The following is an 18,696-nucleotide window of genomic DNA, read 5'->3' as shown; positions in this document are numbered from 1 at the left end:
GACACCACAACCATATGATGCAAATGCTCATATATTTATGATTTATTTTTTGTTAATAGGGAAAATTTATATTAGAGAATAAGGAGGTATTATATGCCTAAAGTTAAAGAAAGATTATTAGAAGATATTGAAGAAAAGTCTTCAAGAACCGACAGTGATTTTAATTCTGAGAAAGAAATGCAGCAAAATGCTTTTGAACGATTAGGCAAAGATGTAGTGATTATAGAAACACTTTCGATCATGAATATTGTCTTTGCAATCAGTACAATTAGTTTAGTAGTTGCACTTATCTTTACAAATAAAAATTAATAAATTTATATACATGCTCTTTTCATTGATAATAACAAACTTGAAAAGAGCATGTTTTTTATTAATAACCTAATATTCTTCAAAAAAATTTTGACAATATTTAGTTTTACAAAATTTTTAAATTGAATATTGTACCTTTTTTGTTACAATATAGTGAGGAGAATTTCGTCCTTTTATAAAAGCATATAACAAATATACATTCATCATATCATTATGGATTGTAGCCGCACGATACTATCAAACTATTAATTTTATATATAACTATTATAAACAGAAAAAAATTTAGAGGAGAATTGAATTATGGATTACAGAGTACTATTGTATTATAAATATACAAATATTGAAGACCCCGAAACATTTGCTACAGAACACTTAGATTTTTGTAAAGATCTAGAGCTTAAAGGACGTATCTTAGTATCAACTGAAGGTATTAATGGTACTGTTTCCGGAACAGTTGAAGCAACAGACAAATATATGAATGCATTACAATCAGATGAAAGGTTCAAAGGAATTACTTTCAAAATTGATGAAGCAGATGGTCACGCATTTAAAAAAATGCACGTTCGTCCTAGAAAAGAAATTGTGGCATTAGATTTAGAACAAGATGTTAATCCTAAAGAACTTACTGGTAATTATTTATCACCTAAAGAGTTTAAAGAAGCATTATTTGACGACGACACAATTGTTATCGATGCGCGTAATGATTATGAATATGATTTAGGACATTTCCGTGGTGCTATACGACCTAATATTACTCGCTTTAGAGATTTACCAGACTGGATTAAAGAAAATAAAGATCAATTTATGGACAAAAAAATCGTTACTTATTGTACTGGTGGTATTCGCTGTGAGAAATTCTCCGGTTATCTATTAAGAGAAGGTTTTGAAGACGTAAGCCAGCTTGAAGGTGGTATCGCCACTTATGGAAAAGATCCAGAAACAAAAGGTCAGTATTGGGACGGTAAAATGTATGTATTTGACGAACGTATCAGTGTAGACGTCAATCAAGTTGAAAAAACAGTTGTAGGTAAAGAATGGTTTGACGGTACGCCTTGTGAACGTTACATCAACTGTTCAAACCCTGAATGTAACCGTCAAATTTTAGTATCTGAAGAAAATGAAGCACGTTATTTAGGTGCTTGTTGTCATGAATGTGCTGAACATGAAAGTAATCGTTATGTTAAAAAACATGACATTAGTGATGAAGAAAAGGCAAAACGCCTTGAAAATTTTAAACAACTTGTATAATACAAATATGCGTTGAAATTATGTGTAAATATTTTATAATTTTAATATGTATCAAGCTAACTAAAAAATGGCAATTTCTAAATAAAATTAGAAATTGCCATTTTTCTTTTATTAGGTGCACAACTTACCAGAATTACGCGCAAAAATTGTGTTATTTTCTACATTGTTCAGTGTTTTCACAGTGGCCATTGTCATCTTTTTATCCCGCATCTTATTTTAAAATTTGATAATAGAAACACATTTTCCCTATAACAAACTAGAATAAAAAAATACCAGCCTCTTATTTGTAAATGAATGACTATTATTACCAAACTTTTGTAGTTAATTTGCATTTATTTTCTTATTTATGCTTATTGTAATTTCATAAATCCATTTCCCAGGACATCTCGCACATCATGGATAACTAAAAAGGCATTTTCATCATGACGGTTTACAATCTTTTTAATCCTAGCTAACTGATTTTGAGGGACGACGACGTAAAGTACATTAGTTTCTTTTTGTTGATATCCTCCTACACCATTTAACAGTGTAGAACCACGCCCCGTTTCTTCATTAATTTGTTTACTAATGTTCGCGTTAAAATCTGAAATAATAGTAATTGCTTTTTTAGGATTAAATCCTTCTATTACAAAAGACATACTTTTTTCAACGATAAATAACATAACAATTGTATAAAGTACATTTTGAATAGGTAAGACAAGCAAGAAAGATAAAACAATCAATGAATCAAGAATAAATAATGCTTGTGACGTTTTAATTTCACTATATTTGTTTATGATTTTTGCAATAACTGAAGTACCCACCCAACGTACTACGGGCAGATATAACAAAGCCTGTACCAATACCAATTAACACTCCTGAAAAAATAGTATTGATAAAATCTGACTCTAAATTCAAATTAAAAGATTCAGTAATCCCTAAGAAAAATGAACTCGCAACCACAGTAATCAACGTATAAAGTGCAGTTGTTTTACTTAAATATTTCCATCCTACACCAATTAATATGATATTAATAATAAGCGTCGTCAATGCTGGAGAAAGGCCTAAAGTATATTTCAGATTTAAGGAGACACCGACTGTGCCGCCTTCTCCTAAATTTGAAGCTAAAACGAATGAATTAACACCTATTGCAATTAAAAAAGTACCTATAAGACAAAAACAAATATTTTTTAGATGAATTTTATATTCCATTAAACTCACACCCTCTCTATAAATGATTTAAATTTTTGAACACCATTTTCTTAACTATACTTCGTTCATTTTCTTTCAACACAAAAAGAAACTTCTTAGCAATGCTAAAAAGTTTCAGAATTACAATTTTAAACTATAATTTTTTTAATACAGAAGACATAATAATAAAAATACTTAAGTTTTTCAACGTAGGCGGGTTATGATTATTTATTGATATATAATATTTACTTCAATTTATCAAAAGTTATTTTATATTATGTCCTTATTTAATCATTACACATATTTTTTAAAAAATTAAAATCCCTAGATTCTATAAAAGAACCTAGGGATTGATGATTCAATATTTTAAAATTGAATATTATCTTATTACGCAGTAACCCATTGTGAAGCACCTTCAGATTCATATAAATCCATTGCTGCTTGGTCTTGTACTGATTCTGGTGCTTCTGTTGGAGATACACCTTTATATTCAGCTGGTGCTACTGAATCCCAAGTGCTTTGTAGGAATTGGTATTTACCTGCTGCACCTGATGATGGGTTAACAGCGTTAAGGTCACCACCTGATTCACGTTGCGCGATTTGTTTCAAGTGATCATTTACATCTACAGATGAACCACTTGATGCTTCACTTGAACTATCTGTTGATTGTTGTGATGAAGCTGATTCTTGTTGTGGTTGTTGTGTTTGCTCAGTTTGTGGTGCTTGTTCTTGTGCTGGTTGTTCTGATGAAGCTTGTTGTGGTTGTGTTTGTTCTTGAGTTTGTGGTGCTTGTTCTTGTTGTCCTGCATCACTTGTTGATTGTGCTGATGCTTCACTTGATCCGTTTGAACCTTCACCATAGCTCCATGACCAATTTGTGCCATCAGATTCAAAATTATAATTTGTGCCATTTTGGCTGAAATTATAATTATATGAACCGTCATGTAATGCTTGTGCATTCAATTGTTGCGGATTGTTTTGTGCTTGTTGAGCTAATTGTGCTTGATCGATACCTTGTTCAGACGCATCTGCTGAATTTCCTGCTGCGATTCCTGTTACGCCAAGTCCTACTGCTAATGTTGAAGCTAATACTGTTTTTTTCATTATTAATAAATCCTCCCAAGAGATTATACTTTTAAATTTATGTTTTAATTTGTGTTTTCGTTTTTTGCAAAATTACCTTTATCAAATTTGCTAGTTCCCACTGTAACATCCAAAAAGTGCTTGTGGGTTACAGTGAAGTTAAAAAAGCAGCCAGGTTTTTTACGTCCTCATGACATAAAAGTTTATTATTACACTGTTCAAAAAACATTAGAATGCTATCACCATCGTCTTAAGGCTCATTATTTTTTATATTTTATTGTAATGATGTTGTAATATAAACACTTTTTATTCAAGTATTGTAATATTTGATTCATCATTTAATAAATTGATAATTTTTGTAAAAGTTATATTTTTAATTGCTTATTTAAATAGTTTTTCACTATCAATTCAATTCCTTCTATTCATTTTTTCTAAAATTATCTCTATTGCTTTTGAAAGTATATGCTTTTTCTCAATATAAAAAGGACTAACCCATGTTCTTCACGGATTAGTCCTTTAATTAAAGAATGAGCTTTAAATCTCACACTTTCTATGCGTATATATTAATGTTTTAAAATTAAACTTTTAATAAATTAAGCAGTAACCCACTGTGAAGCACCTTCAGATTCATATAAATCCATTGCTGCTTGGTCTTGTACTGATTCTGGTGCTTCTGTTGGTGATTGACCTTTATACTCATCTGGTGCTACTGAATCCCAAGTGCTTTGTAAGAATTGATATTTACCTGCTGCACCTGATGATGGGTTAACAGCGTTAAGGTCGCCACCAGATTCACGTTGTGCAATTTGTTTCAAGTGATCGTTTACTTCTACTGATGAACCACTTGATGCTTCACTTGAGCTATCTGTTGATTGTTGTGATGAAGCTGATTCTTGTTGTGGTTGTTGTGTTTGCTCAGTTTGTGGTGCTTGTTCTTGTGCTGGTTGTTCTGATGAAGCTTGTTGTGGTTGTGTTTGTTCTTGAGTTTGTGGTGCTTGTTCTTGAGTTTGTGGTGCTTGTTCTTGTTGTCCTGCATCACTTGTTGATTGTGCTGATGCATCATTAGATCCGTTTGAACCTTCACCATAACTCCATGACCAATATGTGCCATCAGATTCAAAGTTATAATTTAAATTATCTTGATTAAAGTTATAGTTATAAGCACCTTCATGTATTGGCTCAGCATTCAATTGTTGCGGATTGTTTTGTGCTTGTTGAGCTAATTGTGCTTGATCGATACCTTGTTCAGACGCATCTGCTGAATTTCCTGCTGCGATTCCTGTTACGCCAAGTCCTACTGCTAATGTTGAAGCTAATACTGTTTTTTTCATTATTAATAAATCCTCCTAAGAGATTATACTTTTAAATATTTAAATTTGTGTTTTCTGTTTTGCAAAATTACTTTTATCAAATTTGCTAATCCCTACTGTAACATCTTAAAAAAGCTTGTGGGTTACAGTGAAGTTAAAAAATATCTAGAATTTTTACGCCCTAATTACATTAAATACTTACTTCAATTCCATTCAAAAAACCATCACATCAATCATGAAATATAATATTGCTTTTACAAATATGTAATAATTATGTAATTAGTGTGAAAATAATATTCACTTATATCATTATAACTGGTTACATTTTATGACTTTTAAATATAAGAAAGATTGAATTTATATCTAACTGCTGATAATATCTTAATTTGGTTTAATTTTAATAATTTTATTTTAAAATTTATGAAAACCTATCAATATATAAAATGTTGGAGGAATTAAATGTTCGACAATATTCTTTATGAAGATAACCATTTATTAATGGTAGAGAAACCAATTAATGTTCCTGTACAAGAAGATAACTCAAGAGATCAAGATTTATTGTCCATTTTAAAAAATTACATAAAAGTCCAATACAATAAACCGGGTAATGTATACCTTGGACTCGTACATCGTCTTGATCGGCCCGTTGGAGGCACAATTGTTTTCGCTAAAACATCCAAAGCAGCCTCTAGGTTATCTAATGAACTTAGAAAACAAAAATTATATAGAACATATCTAGCAATTATCCATGGTATACCTTCAAAAAAAGAAGGTGAACTTCGCGACTATTTATGGAAAGATAGAAATAAAAATATTGTTTATGCAGTTGATTCCAAGAAAAAAGATGCTAAAGAGGCAATTTTGAATTATAAAGTTATCAAAACAATTAACAATAAAACCTTGGTTCAAATCCAATTGAAAACAGGTCGTTCACATCAAATTAGAGTACAATTCGCAAATCAAAACTTACCATTATATGGTGATCAAAAATATGGCCAGAAATTTAATAATCCCGGACAACAAATTGCACTTTGGGCATCAAAACTCAGCGTCAAACACCCCACTAAAGATGAAATCATTTCTGTAACTTCTACTCCAAATAAAGGTATTTGGAATGACTTTATATAACATACTTCTTAAATAACCGTAAATTCATCCAATATATTAATATAAAAAAGCTATGAAAGAATCTCTACTAAGAGATTCCTTCATAGCTTTTATTAGTGTTTTATACTTATATTTTTAATTAAAATTATACTTCAGATTATGCAGTAACCCATTGTGAAGCGCCAACTTCGTTATAAAGTTTTACAGCTGCAGCATCTTGTACTGATTCTGGTGCTTCTGTTGGAGATACACCTTTATATTCAGCTGGTGCTACTGAGTCCCAAGTACTTTGTAAGAATTGATATTTACCTGCTGCACCTGATGATGGGTTAACAGCTTTTAAGTCGCCGCCTGATTCACGTTGAGCGATTGCTTGTAAATGTGAATTAACATTTACTGAAGAACCACTTGAAGCTTCATTTGAGCTTGATGATTGAGTTGAAGCTTTTGTAGTTGCTTCTTGTTGTGGTTGTTGTGTTTGTTCAGTTTGTGGTGCAGTTTGTTGAGCTGGTTGCTCAGTTTGAGTTTGTGCTTGTTGTGGTTGTTCAACTGTTGAAGCGTTAGCGCTTGAACCTTCACCATAACTCCAAGACCAAGTTTGTCCATTTGATTCAAAGTTATAGTTTAAACCATTATAATTAAAGTTATAACTATATGAACCTTCTTGTACTGGTGCTGCATTTAATTGTTCTGGGTTAGATTGTGCTAAATTTGCTAATTCTGCTTTATCTACACCTTGTTCTGCTGCGTCAGCTGAGTTACCTGCTGCGAATCCTGTTACACCTAATCCTACTGCTAATGTTGAAGCTAATACTGTTTTTTTCATTTTTGATTAAATCCTCCTACAAGTTTGTTTTTTATATTTTTAAGATTTATTTTTACTGTGATATTGAAACCAACTATTTTTTGTAAAATTCAATGCTGTTTCAACCAATTTCCAGTAAATACTATAACATCCATAAAAACCTTGTAGGTTACAGCGAAATTAAAAAACCCCCGTGCATTTTACATAATAATTACATAAAATCGAATGAAAATTAAAAGATATTTTGTAAAAAAACCTATTGCTAAAGTGAATAAAGTGCTTTTTAAACTTATTTTTTCTGTAACATAATTGTAATTAGTGTGACAATTATTCTAGTTAGTCAATTTGCTATTTTATATATTTAAAAAACCGTTCAATGATTAAAATTGAACGGCCTCGCCATTATATTCATTACGATAATGCTATTTTAATATGCGCTAAATGATGTTCTTCGTGCCAAGCTAATTTAGCAACTTTAGTTGCAACAGATATTTCTCCGCTTCCTCTTAATGTAAATGTACGATTCAAATCACTTTCTGTTAAATGATTGCCAATAGCTATAATACGTTCATTTATACCCTCTAACATTTTAAGGGAACATTCTATAGGCAGTTGACTATCAGCAAGTTTTGCCCACTCATCTTGAATAAAAGGATCAACAACTGGATTCGTATCTGTTAGCGCTAATTTTAAGCGTTGAAACATATTTAATTGGGAATCTGCTATATGATGAACGAGTTGTCGCACAGTCCAACTTTTGTCTCGATATTGCTTGTTTAATGCTTCATCATTTAAATGAGCTACAGTTTGCCTCAGTCTATATGCATACGACTCAATTTCACTAAGCCATTTTTGGATATCTTCTAATGTTACTTTATTTGGCACTTCTAATTCACCAATTGGAAATCTAACATCCATATTAATCACCTTTTTTATTTATTAAATGTTTAATAGCATCTTTAATTTTTCCATTAGTAATGCTATTGCCTATTTATGACTATTTAAACTTTCATACTATTTATTGTAGAATTTAGGAATGCATCTACTCATATTCATAACAAAAGTATTCTCCCTAGTTATTACCATAAAATTTATAAAATTAATGATATGACAAATACATAATTAGTAAATTTTTATGAACTTTCCTAAATTATAATGATACAACTTAATAAAATTTGTAATATTATTGTGAAGGATTTAACAAGGGAGTGGAAATTTATGAGTAAAGATTCATCTACCAAGTCTACATCTAATTTCAAGCCATTTTGGTTAATCACAAGTATGATTATCTTAATCACGATTTTGTTATTACCTACACCAGAAAGTTTACCACTTATGGCTAAAAGCGCATTAGCAATATTGCTATTTGCAGTCATATTATGGGTAACTGAAGCAGTGACTTATCCAGTTTCTGCGGTCATGATTGTTGGACTCATTATTCTATTAATAGGTTTCAGTCCGGTACAAAATTTATCTGAATCGCTAGGCTATCCTCAGTCAAATGGTGAAATATTGAAGGGAGATTCACTTTTCGGAACAGGTAATGCTTTAAAACTTGCTTTTAGTGGGTTTTCTACCAGTGCATTAGCTTTAGTTGCAGCTGCTCTTTTTTTAGCAACAGCTATGCAAATTACACAACTTCATAAAAGACTTGCACTAATTGTACTTTCCGTAGCAGGCAATAAGACAAATCGTATCGTTATTGGAACGATATTAGTGGCAATATTTTTAGCATTTTTCGTTCCCTCTGCTACTGCACGAGCAGGTGCTGTTATTCCTGTATTATTAGGAATGATAACAGCATTCGGCGTTGCTAAACAAAGTAAATTAGCTGGACTTTTAGTTATCACAGCTGTACAAGCAGTTTCTATATGGAATATTGGTATTAAAACTGCAGCTGCACAAAACATTGTCGCAATTAACTTTATCAATGATCAGTTAAATGCTGATATATCGTGGGGACAGTGGTTCTTATATGCTGGGCCATGGTCCATGTTAATGTCAATTGCGCTTTATTTTATCATGCTTAAAGTCATGCCCCCAGAAGAAAAAGAACTTTCGGGAGGCAAATCATTAATTCAGCAACAGTTAAAAGCTATGGGACCTATAACTTCTAAAGAATGGCGTTTAATTAGCATATCCATCATTTTATTAATACTTTGGTCTACCGAAAAGATATTACATCCTATTGATTCATCTTCAATCATTTTATTAGCATTGGCTATTATGTTAACTCCTAAAATTGGTGTCATGTCCTGGAAAGAAGCTGAAAGTCGTATACCTTGGGGAACAATTATTGTATTTGGCGTCGGCATATCTTTAGGAAATGTACTATTAAAAACTACAGCCGCCCAATGGTTGAGTGATCAAACCTTTGGTGTCATGGGTTTAAATCACTATCCCCTTTTAGTAACAATTGCATTAATTGCACTATTCAATATTTTAATACATTTAGGTTTTGCAAGTGCAACAAGCTTAGCATCAGCGCTAATACCTGTATTTATTTCACTAACTACTACGTTAGATTTAGGAAATCAGTCTATTGGATTTGTACTCATACAGCAATTCGTTATCAGCTTTGGTTTCTTATTACCCGTAAGCTCACCACAATCAATGTTGGCCTATGGTACAGAAACATTTACTGTTAAAGATTTTTTAAAAACAGGGATACCTATAACCGTTATTGGCTATTTACTTATTATTTTATTTAGTGCCACTTATTGGCATTGGCTCGGATTAATTTAATGTAAAAAATTATTCTCTATAATAAACTCGACATTGCTAACATTAGCGAGTGATTGAACCATTATAATGAATAACAGGCTGGGACGATTAATTGTCACAGCCTGGTAATATTAATGAAAGCTATATAAAATGTTACAAACACTCTATTATGTTAAAACGCGTTTTGATTAAGCCATTGACCGCCGTCCATTGTCATACAAGCACCATTAATGTAATTCGCTTCTTCCGAAAATAAAAACTTAGCTAATCCTGCAATTTCTTCTGGCTGACCCATGCGGCCTAATGGTACACTATCCAATGTTTGTTGGCGTGCGTCTTCTGATAAACTAAGTTTTCCAGAGCCTCCTGTATTATCTATAGGACCTGGAGCAATAGCATTTACGGTAATGCCATACTTTGAACCCCACTCTACAGCGAGCGTTCTTGTCATAGCTAACACACCCGCTTTTGCACTAGCAGAATGTACAACACCCGGCCCTGAACGCCATGCATATGTTGCCACCATATTGATAATACGTCCATGATACCCTTGTTCAATCCATTTTTTTCCAACAGCCTGTGTGCAATGCCAAGTTCCATTTAACACAATATCTACGACAGAATTCCAACCATTCGTCGATAGTTCTTCCGCAGCACATATAAAGTTGCCAGCTGCGTTATTCACCAAACCATCTATCTTTCCAAAAGTATTAATGGCTTCATCCACTGTATACTGCACGCGTTCAACATCACGAACATCCATATCAATACATAAAATCTGTCCTTCTCGGTGTTCGATTTCTTTTTTAGTTGCTTCTAAACGTTCTAACGATCTACCTGTTATAATAACGTTCGCACCTTCTTCAGCAAAACGTTTCGCCATTGCTTTCCCCATACCACTACTTCCACCTGTCACCATTATTACTTTATCTTTCATTATAGAGTCTCCTTTATCAAACAAATTAGTAAGCGCTTACATTTTATTGATAAGTATAACAAAGTTTCACTGATTTTTCTTATAAAATGATAAAGACCTATGATTGATAAACATAATTTTATATCTATGTTTCATATGAAACATTTTACTGATTAAATAATTGAAATGTTAAAAGTAAGTGCAAAAACACAAATTAAGACCTCTAATTTTTATTTCTAATCTATTTATATTTTATTAAGGCATATTTGATTGAAATTTATAGAAATTATAATGTAATATTACTATGTAACAATTATTATCACTTACTTTTAATGATTTATACTTGAAATATAGGGTAAATTAGTAAAAGTATGCTCACATATTCCAAATAGGAATGTGTTATATGATTAATATGTATTTTTACATGTGAGAGTCGCGTAATATAATAGTAAATAACGACATAAGATGAGTGACAATGTATGACAAATTGTTACTGATGTTATTAAGAATGAAAGGTGAGGAACTATGGCTAAAACTGAGTCAAAAGACGTCATTCTTATTGGCGCCGGTGTATTAAGTACTACTTTTGGTTCTATGCTTAATGAGCTTGAACCAAATTGGAACATTAAACTGTACGAACGTTTAGATCGTCCTGGTGACGAAAGTTCAAACGAACGTCATAACGCAGGTACAGGACATGCTGCACTTTGCGAATTGAACTATACAGTTCAGCAACCTGATGGTTCAATTGATATTGAAAAAGCAAAAGAGATTAATGAACAATTTGAAATCTCTAAACAATTCTGGGGCTATTTAGTTAAAAATAACTATATCGAAAACCCTAGAGAATTCATTCATCCATTACCACACATTAGTTTTGTAAGAGGTAAAAATAACGTTAAATTTTTAAAAGACCGTTATGAAGCAATGAAAAACTTCCCTATGTTTGATGATATCGAATATACCGAAGACATTGAAGAAATGAGAAAATGGATTCCATTAATGATGCAAGGTCATAGCGCAAGCGATATTATGGCTGCCAGCAAAATTAATGAAGGTACTGACGTAAACTTTGGTGAATTAACTCGTAAAATGGCGAGAAACCTTGAAAAAAATCCAAAAGTAGAAGTTCAATACCATCATGAAGTACTTGATTTCAATAGACGTAACGATGGTAAATGGGAAGTTCAAATCCGTAACGCAAATACTGGCGAAACACAAACACAGTTAGCTGATTATGTATTTATCGGTGCTGGTGGTGCTGCTATCCCATTACTACAAAAAACAGGTATCCCTGAAAGTAAAAACTTAGGCGGATTCCCTATCACAGGTCAATTCTTAACATGTACAAATCCAAATGTGATTGAAGAACATGGTGCCAAAGTGTATGGTAAAGAACCACCAGGCACACCACCAATGACTGTGCCACATTTAGACACACGTTTCATTAATGGCCAAAAAACATTATTATTTGGACCGTTCGCAAGTATTGGTCCTAAATTCTTAAAATATGGTTCAAACTTAGATTTATTTAAATCTGTTAAACCAAGTAACATCACAACATTATTAGCAGCGGCAGCGAAAAACTTACCGCTACTTAAATATTCATTTGACCAAATTTTAATGACAAAAGAAGGTTGCATGAACCACTTACGTACTTTCTATCCAGAAGCACGCGATGAAGATTGGCAATTATATACTGCTGGTAAACGTGTTCAAGTGATTAAAGATACTGAAGAATATGGTAAAGGCTTCATCCAATTCGGAACAGAAGTTGTAAACTCTGAAGATCATTCCGTAATTGCATTACTTGGTGAATCACCAGGAGCATCAACTTCTGTATCTGTTGCATTAGAAGTATTAGAGAAAAACTTCTCTGAATATAAAAATGATTGGGAACCTAAGATCAAAAAAATGATTCCTTCTTATGGTAAATCATTAATTGAAGATGTTGATTTAATGAGAAAAACACGTCAACAAACTTCAAAAGATCTTGAATTAAATTATTACGAATAAACTTTTGATTGCTTAAGTGTAAAAACTAAAATGAACTGAGATTAAGATAGTGTTAAACACCTATTTATGAACCTACAATAACAGTTTATTTTCAAAACACATCTTTCAAGATGTGTTTTGAAAAATTTTATCGTTACTAAATGTTTATTGGTTCTTTAATCTTTGTTGTTCATTGGTATTTTTTAGAAATACTTTGTTATCATTGATTCACTTAAAGGAGCGAAATGTATGAAAAAATTATTAATTGTTGTGGCTGTAGGCGCATTAGCATTTGCAGGTCTTAAACGTTACCAACAACATGTAAACAAAGCACCAAATATTGAATATTAATAAATCATGTAAGCCATCATAGGTAAAAGTCACCTATGATGGCTTTTTTGTTATTGTTATATAAAAAATACGGTTATAAATGTTTTTGATTATTTTCCGCGTTATATATTCCCCTTGTTAAACCCACTTCTACACATTTTCACAATCACATTACTATATTTCCCTTTTGTAATATCTAACGATCCAATTCGATTTCCACCTATTAGTTTTATCGTTAATCGATAAAAAAGTATTGATTTTCGATATATTTTAGTTATAATGAAGTTAACAAATTAAAAGGAGCGCCAATATGTCTACAATTAAAAGCAAACATTTTAGTATTTTAGTCAAAACGTTAACTATTTTAGCAACTATCGCTTTGGTCTTAACATCTCTTAGTATGTTACCAATTATTATCGCAATTATAGCGCTATTAATCATTCCTTCCTCGTTTATTAACTCACAATTAGATAAAGCAAATAAACCTTTTTGGGTAGATTCATTAGGACTAAATTCACATGAAATTACAAAACATGACCTAAATAGTATTACTTTTCCCAAACCATCTGTTATATTAATGCTATTATTAATAATTGTATTAATTGCAATCTATATTCTGGTGATTACATATGTCAGAAAATGGCTTAAAAATGTTAGCAGAGGACAAATTTTTACAGATAAAAATGCAAACATCATTATTTTAATTTCTTATTGTTTTATTGTATTAGGTGTATTTGAGGCATTTATTGAATTGGCAAGTAATTTTATGGTTTATAATTTTTTAGGGCAAAATGCTAAATTGTATGCACTGATAGATAAAGATATCGAAACCTTTGCAGATTTCTTTTTTAATTTTAATTTCACACTTATTTTAGCGGGTATCGTTATTTGGATTATAGGAAATGTTTTTAAATATGGTGCATTCTTACAAGATGAGTTTGATTATACCGTTTAGGAGATAAGATAAATGATTGTAGTTAGATTAGATCGAATATTAGCTGATAGAAAAAAGAAACTCAGTGAATTAGCAAATGAAATTGATATTACTGTAGCAAATTTATCGAATTTGAAAACAGGCAAAGCAAAAGCAATACGTTTTTCAACATTAGATGCCATATGTAAAGCGCTCGATTGCCAGCCTGCAGACATTATAGAATACACAGAGTCTGAGGAGTAAACCAAAATTTATTTAAATTCACAAGTCATCTTATATTTATCACAGTTAAACCTTTGGCTTAATCCACATAGCAGTTAGGCTCCCGCTTGTATTAGTTCAGACTAACCGGGTGTCTAAGATTATATTGAAACAGAAAACAGGAGTGGAACATACTTATTACTTGTTCCACCCCTGTTTTTTAATGTGTTTTAATATTTAATCCTCTATAGCGATTGAGTGCACCACAGAATTCTTGTTTTCTCGGCAATGCTAAATTACCAGGATGTCCTTGATGCGGTGAAATGATATCTAACCCTTTTTCACTAATCAAATCAAAAATTTTATCAGCTGCTTGAGATATCGTATCTTGTTCATTCAACAAATTACTTTGATAATAATCTATCATGGTTGCTATGCAATTCGTTTGGCTAGCATCGATAAGTTGTTCTAATCCTGAAATATTAATTCGTTCTTTACCATATAAAATCGTATGCATACCTTTTACTTTAAAACGTCGATCTTTACCTTTATTTGAAAAACTAGATTTCAGTGGTATTCTTTGCGAAGTTTGTCCGAATTGGCATAGTGACGCTTCATCTTTTGAGTGACTATCTTCGCTAGCAATTGCTTTAGCTTTACGAGTAACGTCTTTTAATACATATTCATCCATCATTAATACTTGATCAGCCACATCGAAGTAATCGCCAGAACCTCCTACAATTAGAATTGTTGAAACATTATAATCATGGTATAGAGATTTTACTTTCATAGCGAAAGGCGTGATGGGCTCTTTTTCAGGTGCGATTAATTTTTGCATTCTGCTATCTCTAATCATAAAATTTGTTGCAGACGTATCTTCATCTATTAATAATAACGAAGTTTGAGATTCTAAGGCTTCTATAACATTTGCTGCTTGTGATGTACTACCGCTCGCATTTTCAGTAGAAAATTGAGTAGTATCTTTTTTACCTGGTAAATTATTTATAAAAGGCTCAATATTTACTTTTTCGATACTTCTTCCATCTTCAGCACGGATTTTCATCGCATCGTTACACGTAATAATGAGTTCACGTCCATCACCTGGAATATGGTGATATACACCACGCTCTAAAGCTTCTAGTAGTGTTGATTTACCATGAAATCCACCACCAACAATGAGTGTAATGCCTTTAGGTATGCCCATACCGCTAACTGTCTTTCCACTAGGTAAATTCAATTGAATTTCAAATTCTTGTGGACTTTGGAATTTTACAGCACCGGGTAAAGGTGTGTCAGACACGCCACTTTTCCTGGGTAATATAGAATCATTCGCTACAAATGCAACTAAATTCTGTCGTGACAGTGCATCGCGTATAAATACTTGATCTATCATCGTAGTCACTTGATCATTTAATGCAGCACGATTGATATGTTTATACAATAATGCTTTTTCTACTATTTCAGGTAGTAAATCTATGAAAATATGATGGGCAACTTTTCCTAAAATTTTTCTTCCTGCTGCTGGTAACCCTACTTCAAAACGAACTTCAATTTCGCTATGAGTAATGACTACAGAAGTACGTTGTAATATTTCTTGGCCACAGTGATCTATAAAAATATCCGGTCTCTTTTTAGAGACTTGATCAGATTTAAGCACTTTGCTAATACTTTTGCTAAACGCCCTTGTTAAAAAATCAGATACAGCAATTTTTTTATTTTTTGAATCTAATAATTCATCGGGGATATTGGCAATATGACGCTGCATTTTGGCACGCACTTTAGATGGCGGTGCATAAGGATCTGCTTGTATATGATCTATAATTAAATGAAATTTATTAAAAGCATATTCACCTTTAAGTCGTTTATATGCACCATATTTTTGTCCGTCTAATGATTTTAATAACTTTCCGAATTCCAATGTATTTTTCAAAAGGAACACTCCTTCAACATAGGTTAATACTCTTTTATATCATACCCAGACTACCGAAGCAGTGAAACTAACACTAGTAATAAATGTTAGTTTTCTTTTTTTAATAAAGTGAATACTTTTTAAATTAAAGACTCTCGTTTTTTCCTTTTCACCATCTTGTATATCGTCATTAATATTAAATTTCATGAAAATTGCCCACAAAAAGTTAGCTTTTAATCACTACTTTTTGTGGGCATTTTAAAATTTAGGAAGGAATTTCTGTACGTTTTGTACTGTGCTTTCTAATAATAGCTGCAATCAGTGCAGAAACAGCACCGAAAATCATAAATCCTATAAACATCCACATCGTTGTATCTAATTGAATACTTCCATGTAAATATAAAATTTCTCTTAATGAGTTTGCATAATGTGCAAATGGATTCCAATCGACAATATATTTTTGATAAAAATCAGGCAACATTTGTTTTGGCAATGTTACTAATTGCATACTGAAAAACATTAATAAGAAAAAGATTGGTACAGATTTCAAACCTAACCAAGTCATCGTACCTAGAATTAATCCGACAAATCCCATGATTGCTAATGCAATAAATGTAGCTGTTGTATTAGGCGCATTGAAATTAAAATCTAATACTATTTTCATAAAGTACACATATGTGAAAGCTCCTACAAATGCCGTAACAATGGTCATAGCAATTTGCCCTAGTGATGCAATAATGCGGTGTTGTATCGCTATGTTATTACTTGTTCTAAATGCAAAGAATAGTAATACTGAAATTATAATTGATCCCATCCAAACAGGCATAAACATTAAGAACGGACCATTTCCACCTGCTTGATGACTATTTACTTTATTTACTTTTTCATTATCTACTTTAACTGGGTGCGTTAAACTTTGAATATCTGATGGTTTCAAATCAATGTTTTGCTTTTCTAAAATATCCAAGCTTTGTTTGGTAATTTGTTGGTTCATGTTATCACCCATGCCTTTTAAAACTTGAGAAGACATTTGTGAAACTTGTGTTCCTGCACCATCATTGATAAATGTTTTAAAACTTGCTTTTTGAGTCTTTATTTGTTGATTCTCGCCAGATTGTGACATCTTTTCTTGCATCTTTTTGGCTTGTGCTGCTGGTATTTCTCCAGATTGAACTTTATCTTTCATTTCTTCTTTTTTAGCATCCATCACGACTTTTTGTGTTTTGCTTAGCGCATTTTTTGAAAAATCATTTTCTATAACAGCTGCTCCATAATATTTTTGTTCTTTCATACCTTGTTTTAAATCTTTTTCATTATCAACTTGAATCCATTTAATCGTATTGGAATTACTATCTAGCAAATTATCTTCTAAATTTTTACCTATATTAATCTTGTTACCTTGCATATCAACACCTTTATCGTTGTTAACAATTGCAATTGGAATATCTTTGGGTTTAGGGTTAAATGCTGGATAAAAAGCGACTGAAAATATTACAAATATTAGAATAGCTGCAATCGGTGCAAGCCATAATAACTTATTTTTAAAAATATTCATTTATGATTCCCTCCTATTTAATAAACAAAGTGTTGAATATTTATCACATTGTCCATTATAATAATTACTAAATGATATACAATATGCAATGATGTTCAATACGTTCTTTAATGAACACTTTTGATATAAATGTCTATTAAATACAAAGGAGATTCAACATATGGCGGAAGACAGACGTGTTAGAAAAACACAAAATGCTATTAAACATGCTTTTATACAATTATTAAATGAAAAAGATTTAGATAAAATAACGATTAGTGATATTACACACAAAGCTGATATTAATCGCGGCACTTTTTATCTCCATTACGAAGATAAATATATGTTATTAAATAAAATGGAGAATGATTACATTGAAGAATTGTCTAAAACATTAAACACGAAAGATAAATTTTATGTAGGTATGGATGCAGAAGCGTTTGCACGTATTTTTACTGAAGAAAAGTTAAAAAGAATTATCCTTCATATCAATACAAATTTTGAATTCTATAAAACTATATTTATGTTAGAAAGAAGAAGTCAGTTAGAAACAAAAATAAGCCAGGTAATGTATGAAAATATGAAAAAACATTTAGTCACAAAAGATACAGTTGATGGCATTCCATTAGACTATTTTCATAGTTATGTAGCAGGTGCATCTATTTCTTTCATTAAATATTGGGTGAAAGATAATCGGAAAATTGATCCACAAACTTTAGTAGATAGCCTATTTAAAATTGTTTTTTATGGCCCGTTACGATTAATAGCAAAAGAACAATACAATATAAGTGAACAATAATAGATATAATCTTGCAGCGTGGATAAGAATAACATTTATCAAATGGTTTAATGTCCACTACTTCAAAATGAGTTGAATGCCTATATTTCATAATATCAAACAAAACGCAGCCGCTTAAAAATAAGAAATATATTCGATTCAACTCTTTTTTTACATATTTCTTTTTTGGTCATAGTATATTAGCACATGAATATTGAACCCTCTTCAAAACATAGCTGTAATTTAATTCATTTTTATCTAACACCTACAATTATTTATACCTTTCACTTGCCCCCCCTCTAAAATCCAACAAATTTATATCATTTTTTTATTTTTAACGATA

At 31.6% G+C, this 18,696-nt stretch carries 16 protein-coding genes and 1 pseudogene; 9 read left to right on the top strand and 8 right to left on the bottom strand.

Going from position 1 to position 18,696, the window contains the following annotated elements:
- Positions 1-93: 93 nt before the first annotated feature.
- Positions 94-309 carry a hypothetical protein gene (locus KA856_RS01300; protein ID WP_210138410.1) on the top strand — a complete coding sequence of 72 codons (216 nt, stop codon included), beginning with the start codon at positions 94-96 and terminating at the stop codon, positions 307-309.
- 300 nt (positions 310-609) lie between these two features.
- Positions 610-1,557, top strand: coding sequence for an oxygen-dependent tRNA uridine(34) hydroxylase TrhO (gene trhO, locus KA856_RS01295; RefSeq protein WP_107383478.1), 948 nt, complete (start codon positions 610-612; stop codon positions 1,555-1,557).
- 350 nt (positions 1,558-1,907) lie between these two features.
- Here trhO and KA856_RS01290 read toward each other — a convergent pair.
- The 3 genes and pseudogenes from KA856_RS01290 to KA856_RS01280 form a co-directional block, all read right to left on the bottom strand.
- Positions 1,908-2,748: pseudogene (locus KA856_RS01290) on the bottom strand (YitT family protein).
- A 366-nt stretch (positions 2,749-3,114) separates the two neighbouring features.
- Entirely contained in the window at positions 3,115-3,831 is a 717-nt protein-coding gene (locus KA856_RS01285; RefSeq protein WP_210138409.1) for a transglycosylase family protein, read from the bottom strand.
- 572 nt (positions 3,832-4,403) lie between these two features.
- A complete protein-coding gene (locus KA856_RS01280) occupies positions 4,404-5,141 on the bottom strand; it encodes a transglycosylase family protein (RefSeq protein WP_210138408.1) in 738 nt (245 codons plus the stop codon).
- A 438-nt stretch (positions 5,142-5,579) separates the two neighbouring features.
- Between KA856_RS01280 and KA856_RS01275 the strand changes: the two genes are divergently transcribed.
- Positions 5,580-6,248 (top strand): RluA family pseudouridine synthase, encoded by a 669-nt coding sequence (locus KA856_RS01275; RefSeq protein WP_107383481.1) that lies wholly within the window; start codon positions 5,580-5,582, stop codon positions 6,246-6,248.
- A 136-nt stretch (positions 6,249-6,384) separates the two neighbouring features.
- Here KA856_RS01275 and KA856_RS01270 read toward each other — a convergent pair whose 3' ends face one another.
- Positions 6,385-7,053, bottom strand: a complete 669-nt coding sequence (locus KA856_RS01270) for a transglycosylase family protein (protein WP_107523688.1) — start codon at positions 7,051-7,053, stop codon at positions 6,385-6,387.
- 390 nt (positions 7,054-7,443) lie between these two features.
- On the bottom strand, positions 7,444-7,950 hold the full coding sequence (locus KA856_RS01265) for a YfiT family bacillithiol transferase (protein WP_210138407.1): 507 nt from the start codon (positions 7,948-7,950) through the stop codon (positions 7,444-7,446).
- Positions 7,951-8,250: 300 nt separating this feature from the next.
- Between KA856_RS01265 and KA856_RS01260 the strand changes: the two genes are divergently transcribed.
- Positions 8,251-9,777, top strand: a complete 1,527-nt coding sequence (locus KA856_RS01260) for an SLC13 family permease (protein WP_210138406.1) — start codon at positions 8,251-8,253, stop codon at positions 9,775-9,777.
- Positions 9,778-9,928: 151 nt separating this feature from the next.
- Here KA856_RS01260 and fadH read toward each other — a convergent pair whose 3' ends face one another.
- Positions 9,929-10,693: a 2,4-dienoyl-CoA reductase gene (fadH, locus tag KA856_RS01255; RefSeq protein ID WP_107383485.1), complete on the bottom strand. Its 765-nt coding sequence runs from the start codon at positions 10,691-10,693 to the stop codon at positions 9,929-9,931.
- 504 nt (positions 10,694-11,197) lie between these two features.
- On the opposite strand from fadH, the gene lqo reads away from it, so the two are divergent.
- The 4 genes from lqo (at position 11,198) to KA856_RS01235 (ending at position 14,174) form a co-directional block, all read left to right on the top strand.
- Complete coding sequence (gene lqo / locus KA856_RS01250) at positions 11,198-12,688, top strand: L-lactate dehydrogenase (quinone) (protein WP_107383486.1); 1,491 nt, start codon at positions 11,198-11,200, stop codon at positions 12,686-12,688.
- 228 nt (positions 12,689-12,916) lie between these two features.
- Positions 12,917-13,018: an SE2200 family small protein gene (locus KA856_RS01245; RefSeq protein WP_019469251.1), complete on the top strand. Its 102-nt coding sequence runs from the start codon at positions 12,917-12,919 to the stop codon at positions 13,016-13,018.
- Between the two features lie 289 nt (positions 13,019-13,307).
- On the top strand, positions 13,308-13,952 hold the full coding sequence (locus KA856_RS01240; protein WP_107383487.1) for a DUF2975 domain-containing protein: 645 nt from the start codon (positions 13,308-13,310) through the stop codon (positions 13,950-13,952).
- Between the two features lie 12 nt (positions 13,953-13,964).
- The gene (locus KA856_RS01235) at positions 13,965-14,174 is read left to right on the top strand and encodes a helix-turn-helix domain-containing protein (RefSeq protein WP_019469249.1); all 210 of its coding nucleotides are present in this window, start codon (positions 13,965-13,967) and stop codon (positions 14,172-14,174) included.
- A 178-nt stretch (positions 14,175-14,352) separates the two neighbouring features.
- Here KA856_RS01235 and KA856_RS01230 read toward each other — a convergent pair whose 3' ends face one another.
- Positions 14,353-16,062, bottom strand: coding sequence for an ABC-ATPase domain-containing protein (locus tag KA856_RS01230; protein ID WP_210138405.1), 1,710 nt, complete (start codon positions 16,060-16,062; stop codon positions 14,353-14,355).
- 244 nt (positions 16,063-16,306) lie between these two features.
- On the bottom strand, positions 16,307-17,596 hold the full coding sequence (locus KA856_RS01225; protein WP_210138404.1) for a YhgE/Pip domain-containing protein: 1,290 nt from the start codon (positions 17,594-17,596) through the stop codon (positions 16,307-16,309).
- 160 nt (positions 17,597-17,756) lie between these two features.
- On the opposite strand from KA856_RS01225, the gene KA856_RS01220 reads away from it, so the two are divergent.
- Complete coding sequence (locus KA856_RS01220; protein WP_107385881.1) at positions 17,757-18,374, top strand: TetR/AcrR family transcriptional regulator; 618 nt, start codon at positions 17,757-17,759, stop codon at positions 18,372-18,374.
- Positions 18,375-18,696 lie beyond the last annotated feature (322 nt).

The organism is Staphylococcus sp. GDB9P120P (genome assembly GCF_017893435.1).
GTDB lineage: Bacteria > Bacillota > Bacilli > Staphylococcales > Staphylococcaceae > Staphylococcus > Staphylococcus cohnii.
The sequence above is the reverse complement of the archived record's forward strand: the minus strand, read 5'-3'. Positions and strand labels throughout refer to the sequence as shown.

Coding starts and splice junctions, on each gene's coding strand:
- KA856_RS01300 (WP_210138410.1), top strand. CDS start 94: ATGCCTAAAGTTAAAGAAAGATTATTAGAAGATATTGAAGAAAAGTCT.
- trhO (WP_107383478.1), top strand. CDS start 610: ATGGATTACAGAGTACTATTGTATTATAAATATACAAATATTGAAGAC.
- KA856_RS01285 (WP_210138409.1), bottom strand. CDS start 3,831: ATGAAAAAAACAGTATTAGCTTCAACATTAGCAGTAGGACTTGGCGTA.
- KA856_RS01280 (WP_210138408.1), bottom strand. CDS start 5,141: ATGAAAAAAACAGTATTAGCTTCAACATTAGCAGTAGGACTTGGCGTA.
- KA856_RS01275 (WP_107383481.1), top strand. CDS start 5,580: ATGTTCGACAATATTCTTTATGAAGATAACCATTTATTAATGGTAGAG.
- KA856_RS01270 (WP_107523688.1), bottom strand. CDS start 7,053: ATGAAAAAAACAGTATTAGCTTCAACATTAGCAGTAGGATTAGGTGTA.
- KA856_RS01265 (WP_210138407.1), bottom strand. CDS start 7,950: ATGGATGTTAGATTTCCAATTGGTGAATTAGAAGTGCCAAATAAAGTA.
- KA856_RS01260 (WP_210138406.1), top strand. CDS start 8,251: ATGAGTAAAGATTCATCTACCAAGTCTACATCTAATTTCAAGCCATTT.
- fadH (WP_107383485.1), bottom strand. CDS start 10,693: ATGAAAGATAAAGTAATAATGGTGACAGGTGGAAGTAGTGGTATGGGG.
- lqo (WP_107383486.1), top strand. CDS start 11,198: ATGGCTAAAACTGAGTCAAAAGACGTCATTCTTATTGGCGCCGGTGTA.
- KA856_RS01245 (WP_019469251.1), top strand. CDS start 12,917: ATGAAAAAATTATTAATTGTTGTGGCTGTAGGCGCATTAGCATTTGCA.
- KA856_RS01240 (WP_107383487.1), top strand. CDS start 13,308: ATGTCTACAATTAAAAGCAAACATTTTAGTATTTTAGTCAAAACGTTA.
- KA856_RS01235 (WP_019469249.1), top strand. CDS start 13,965: ATGATTGTAGTTAGATTAGATCGAATATTAGCTGATAGAAAAAAGAAA.
- KA856_RS01225 (WP_210138404.1), bottom strand. CDS start 17,596: ATGAATATTTTTAAAAATAAGTTATTATGGCTTGCACCGATTGCAGCT.
- KA856_RS01220 (WP_107385881.1), top strand. CDS start 17,757: ATGGCGGAAGACAGACGTGTTAGAAAAACACAAAATGCTATTAAACAT.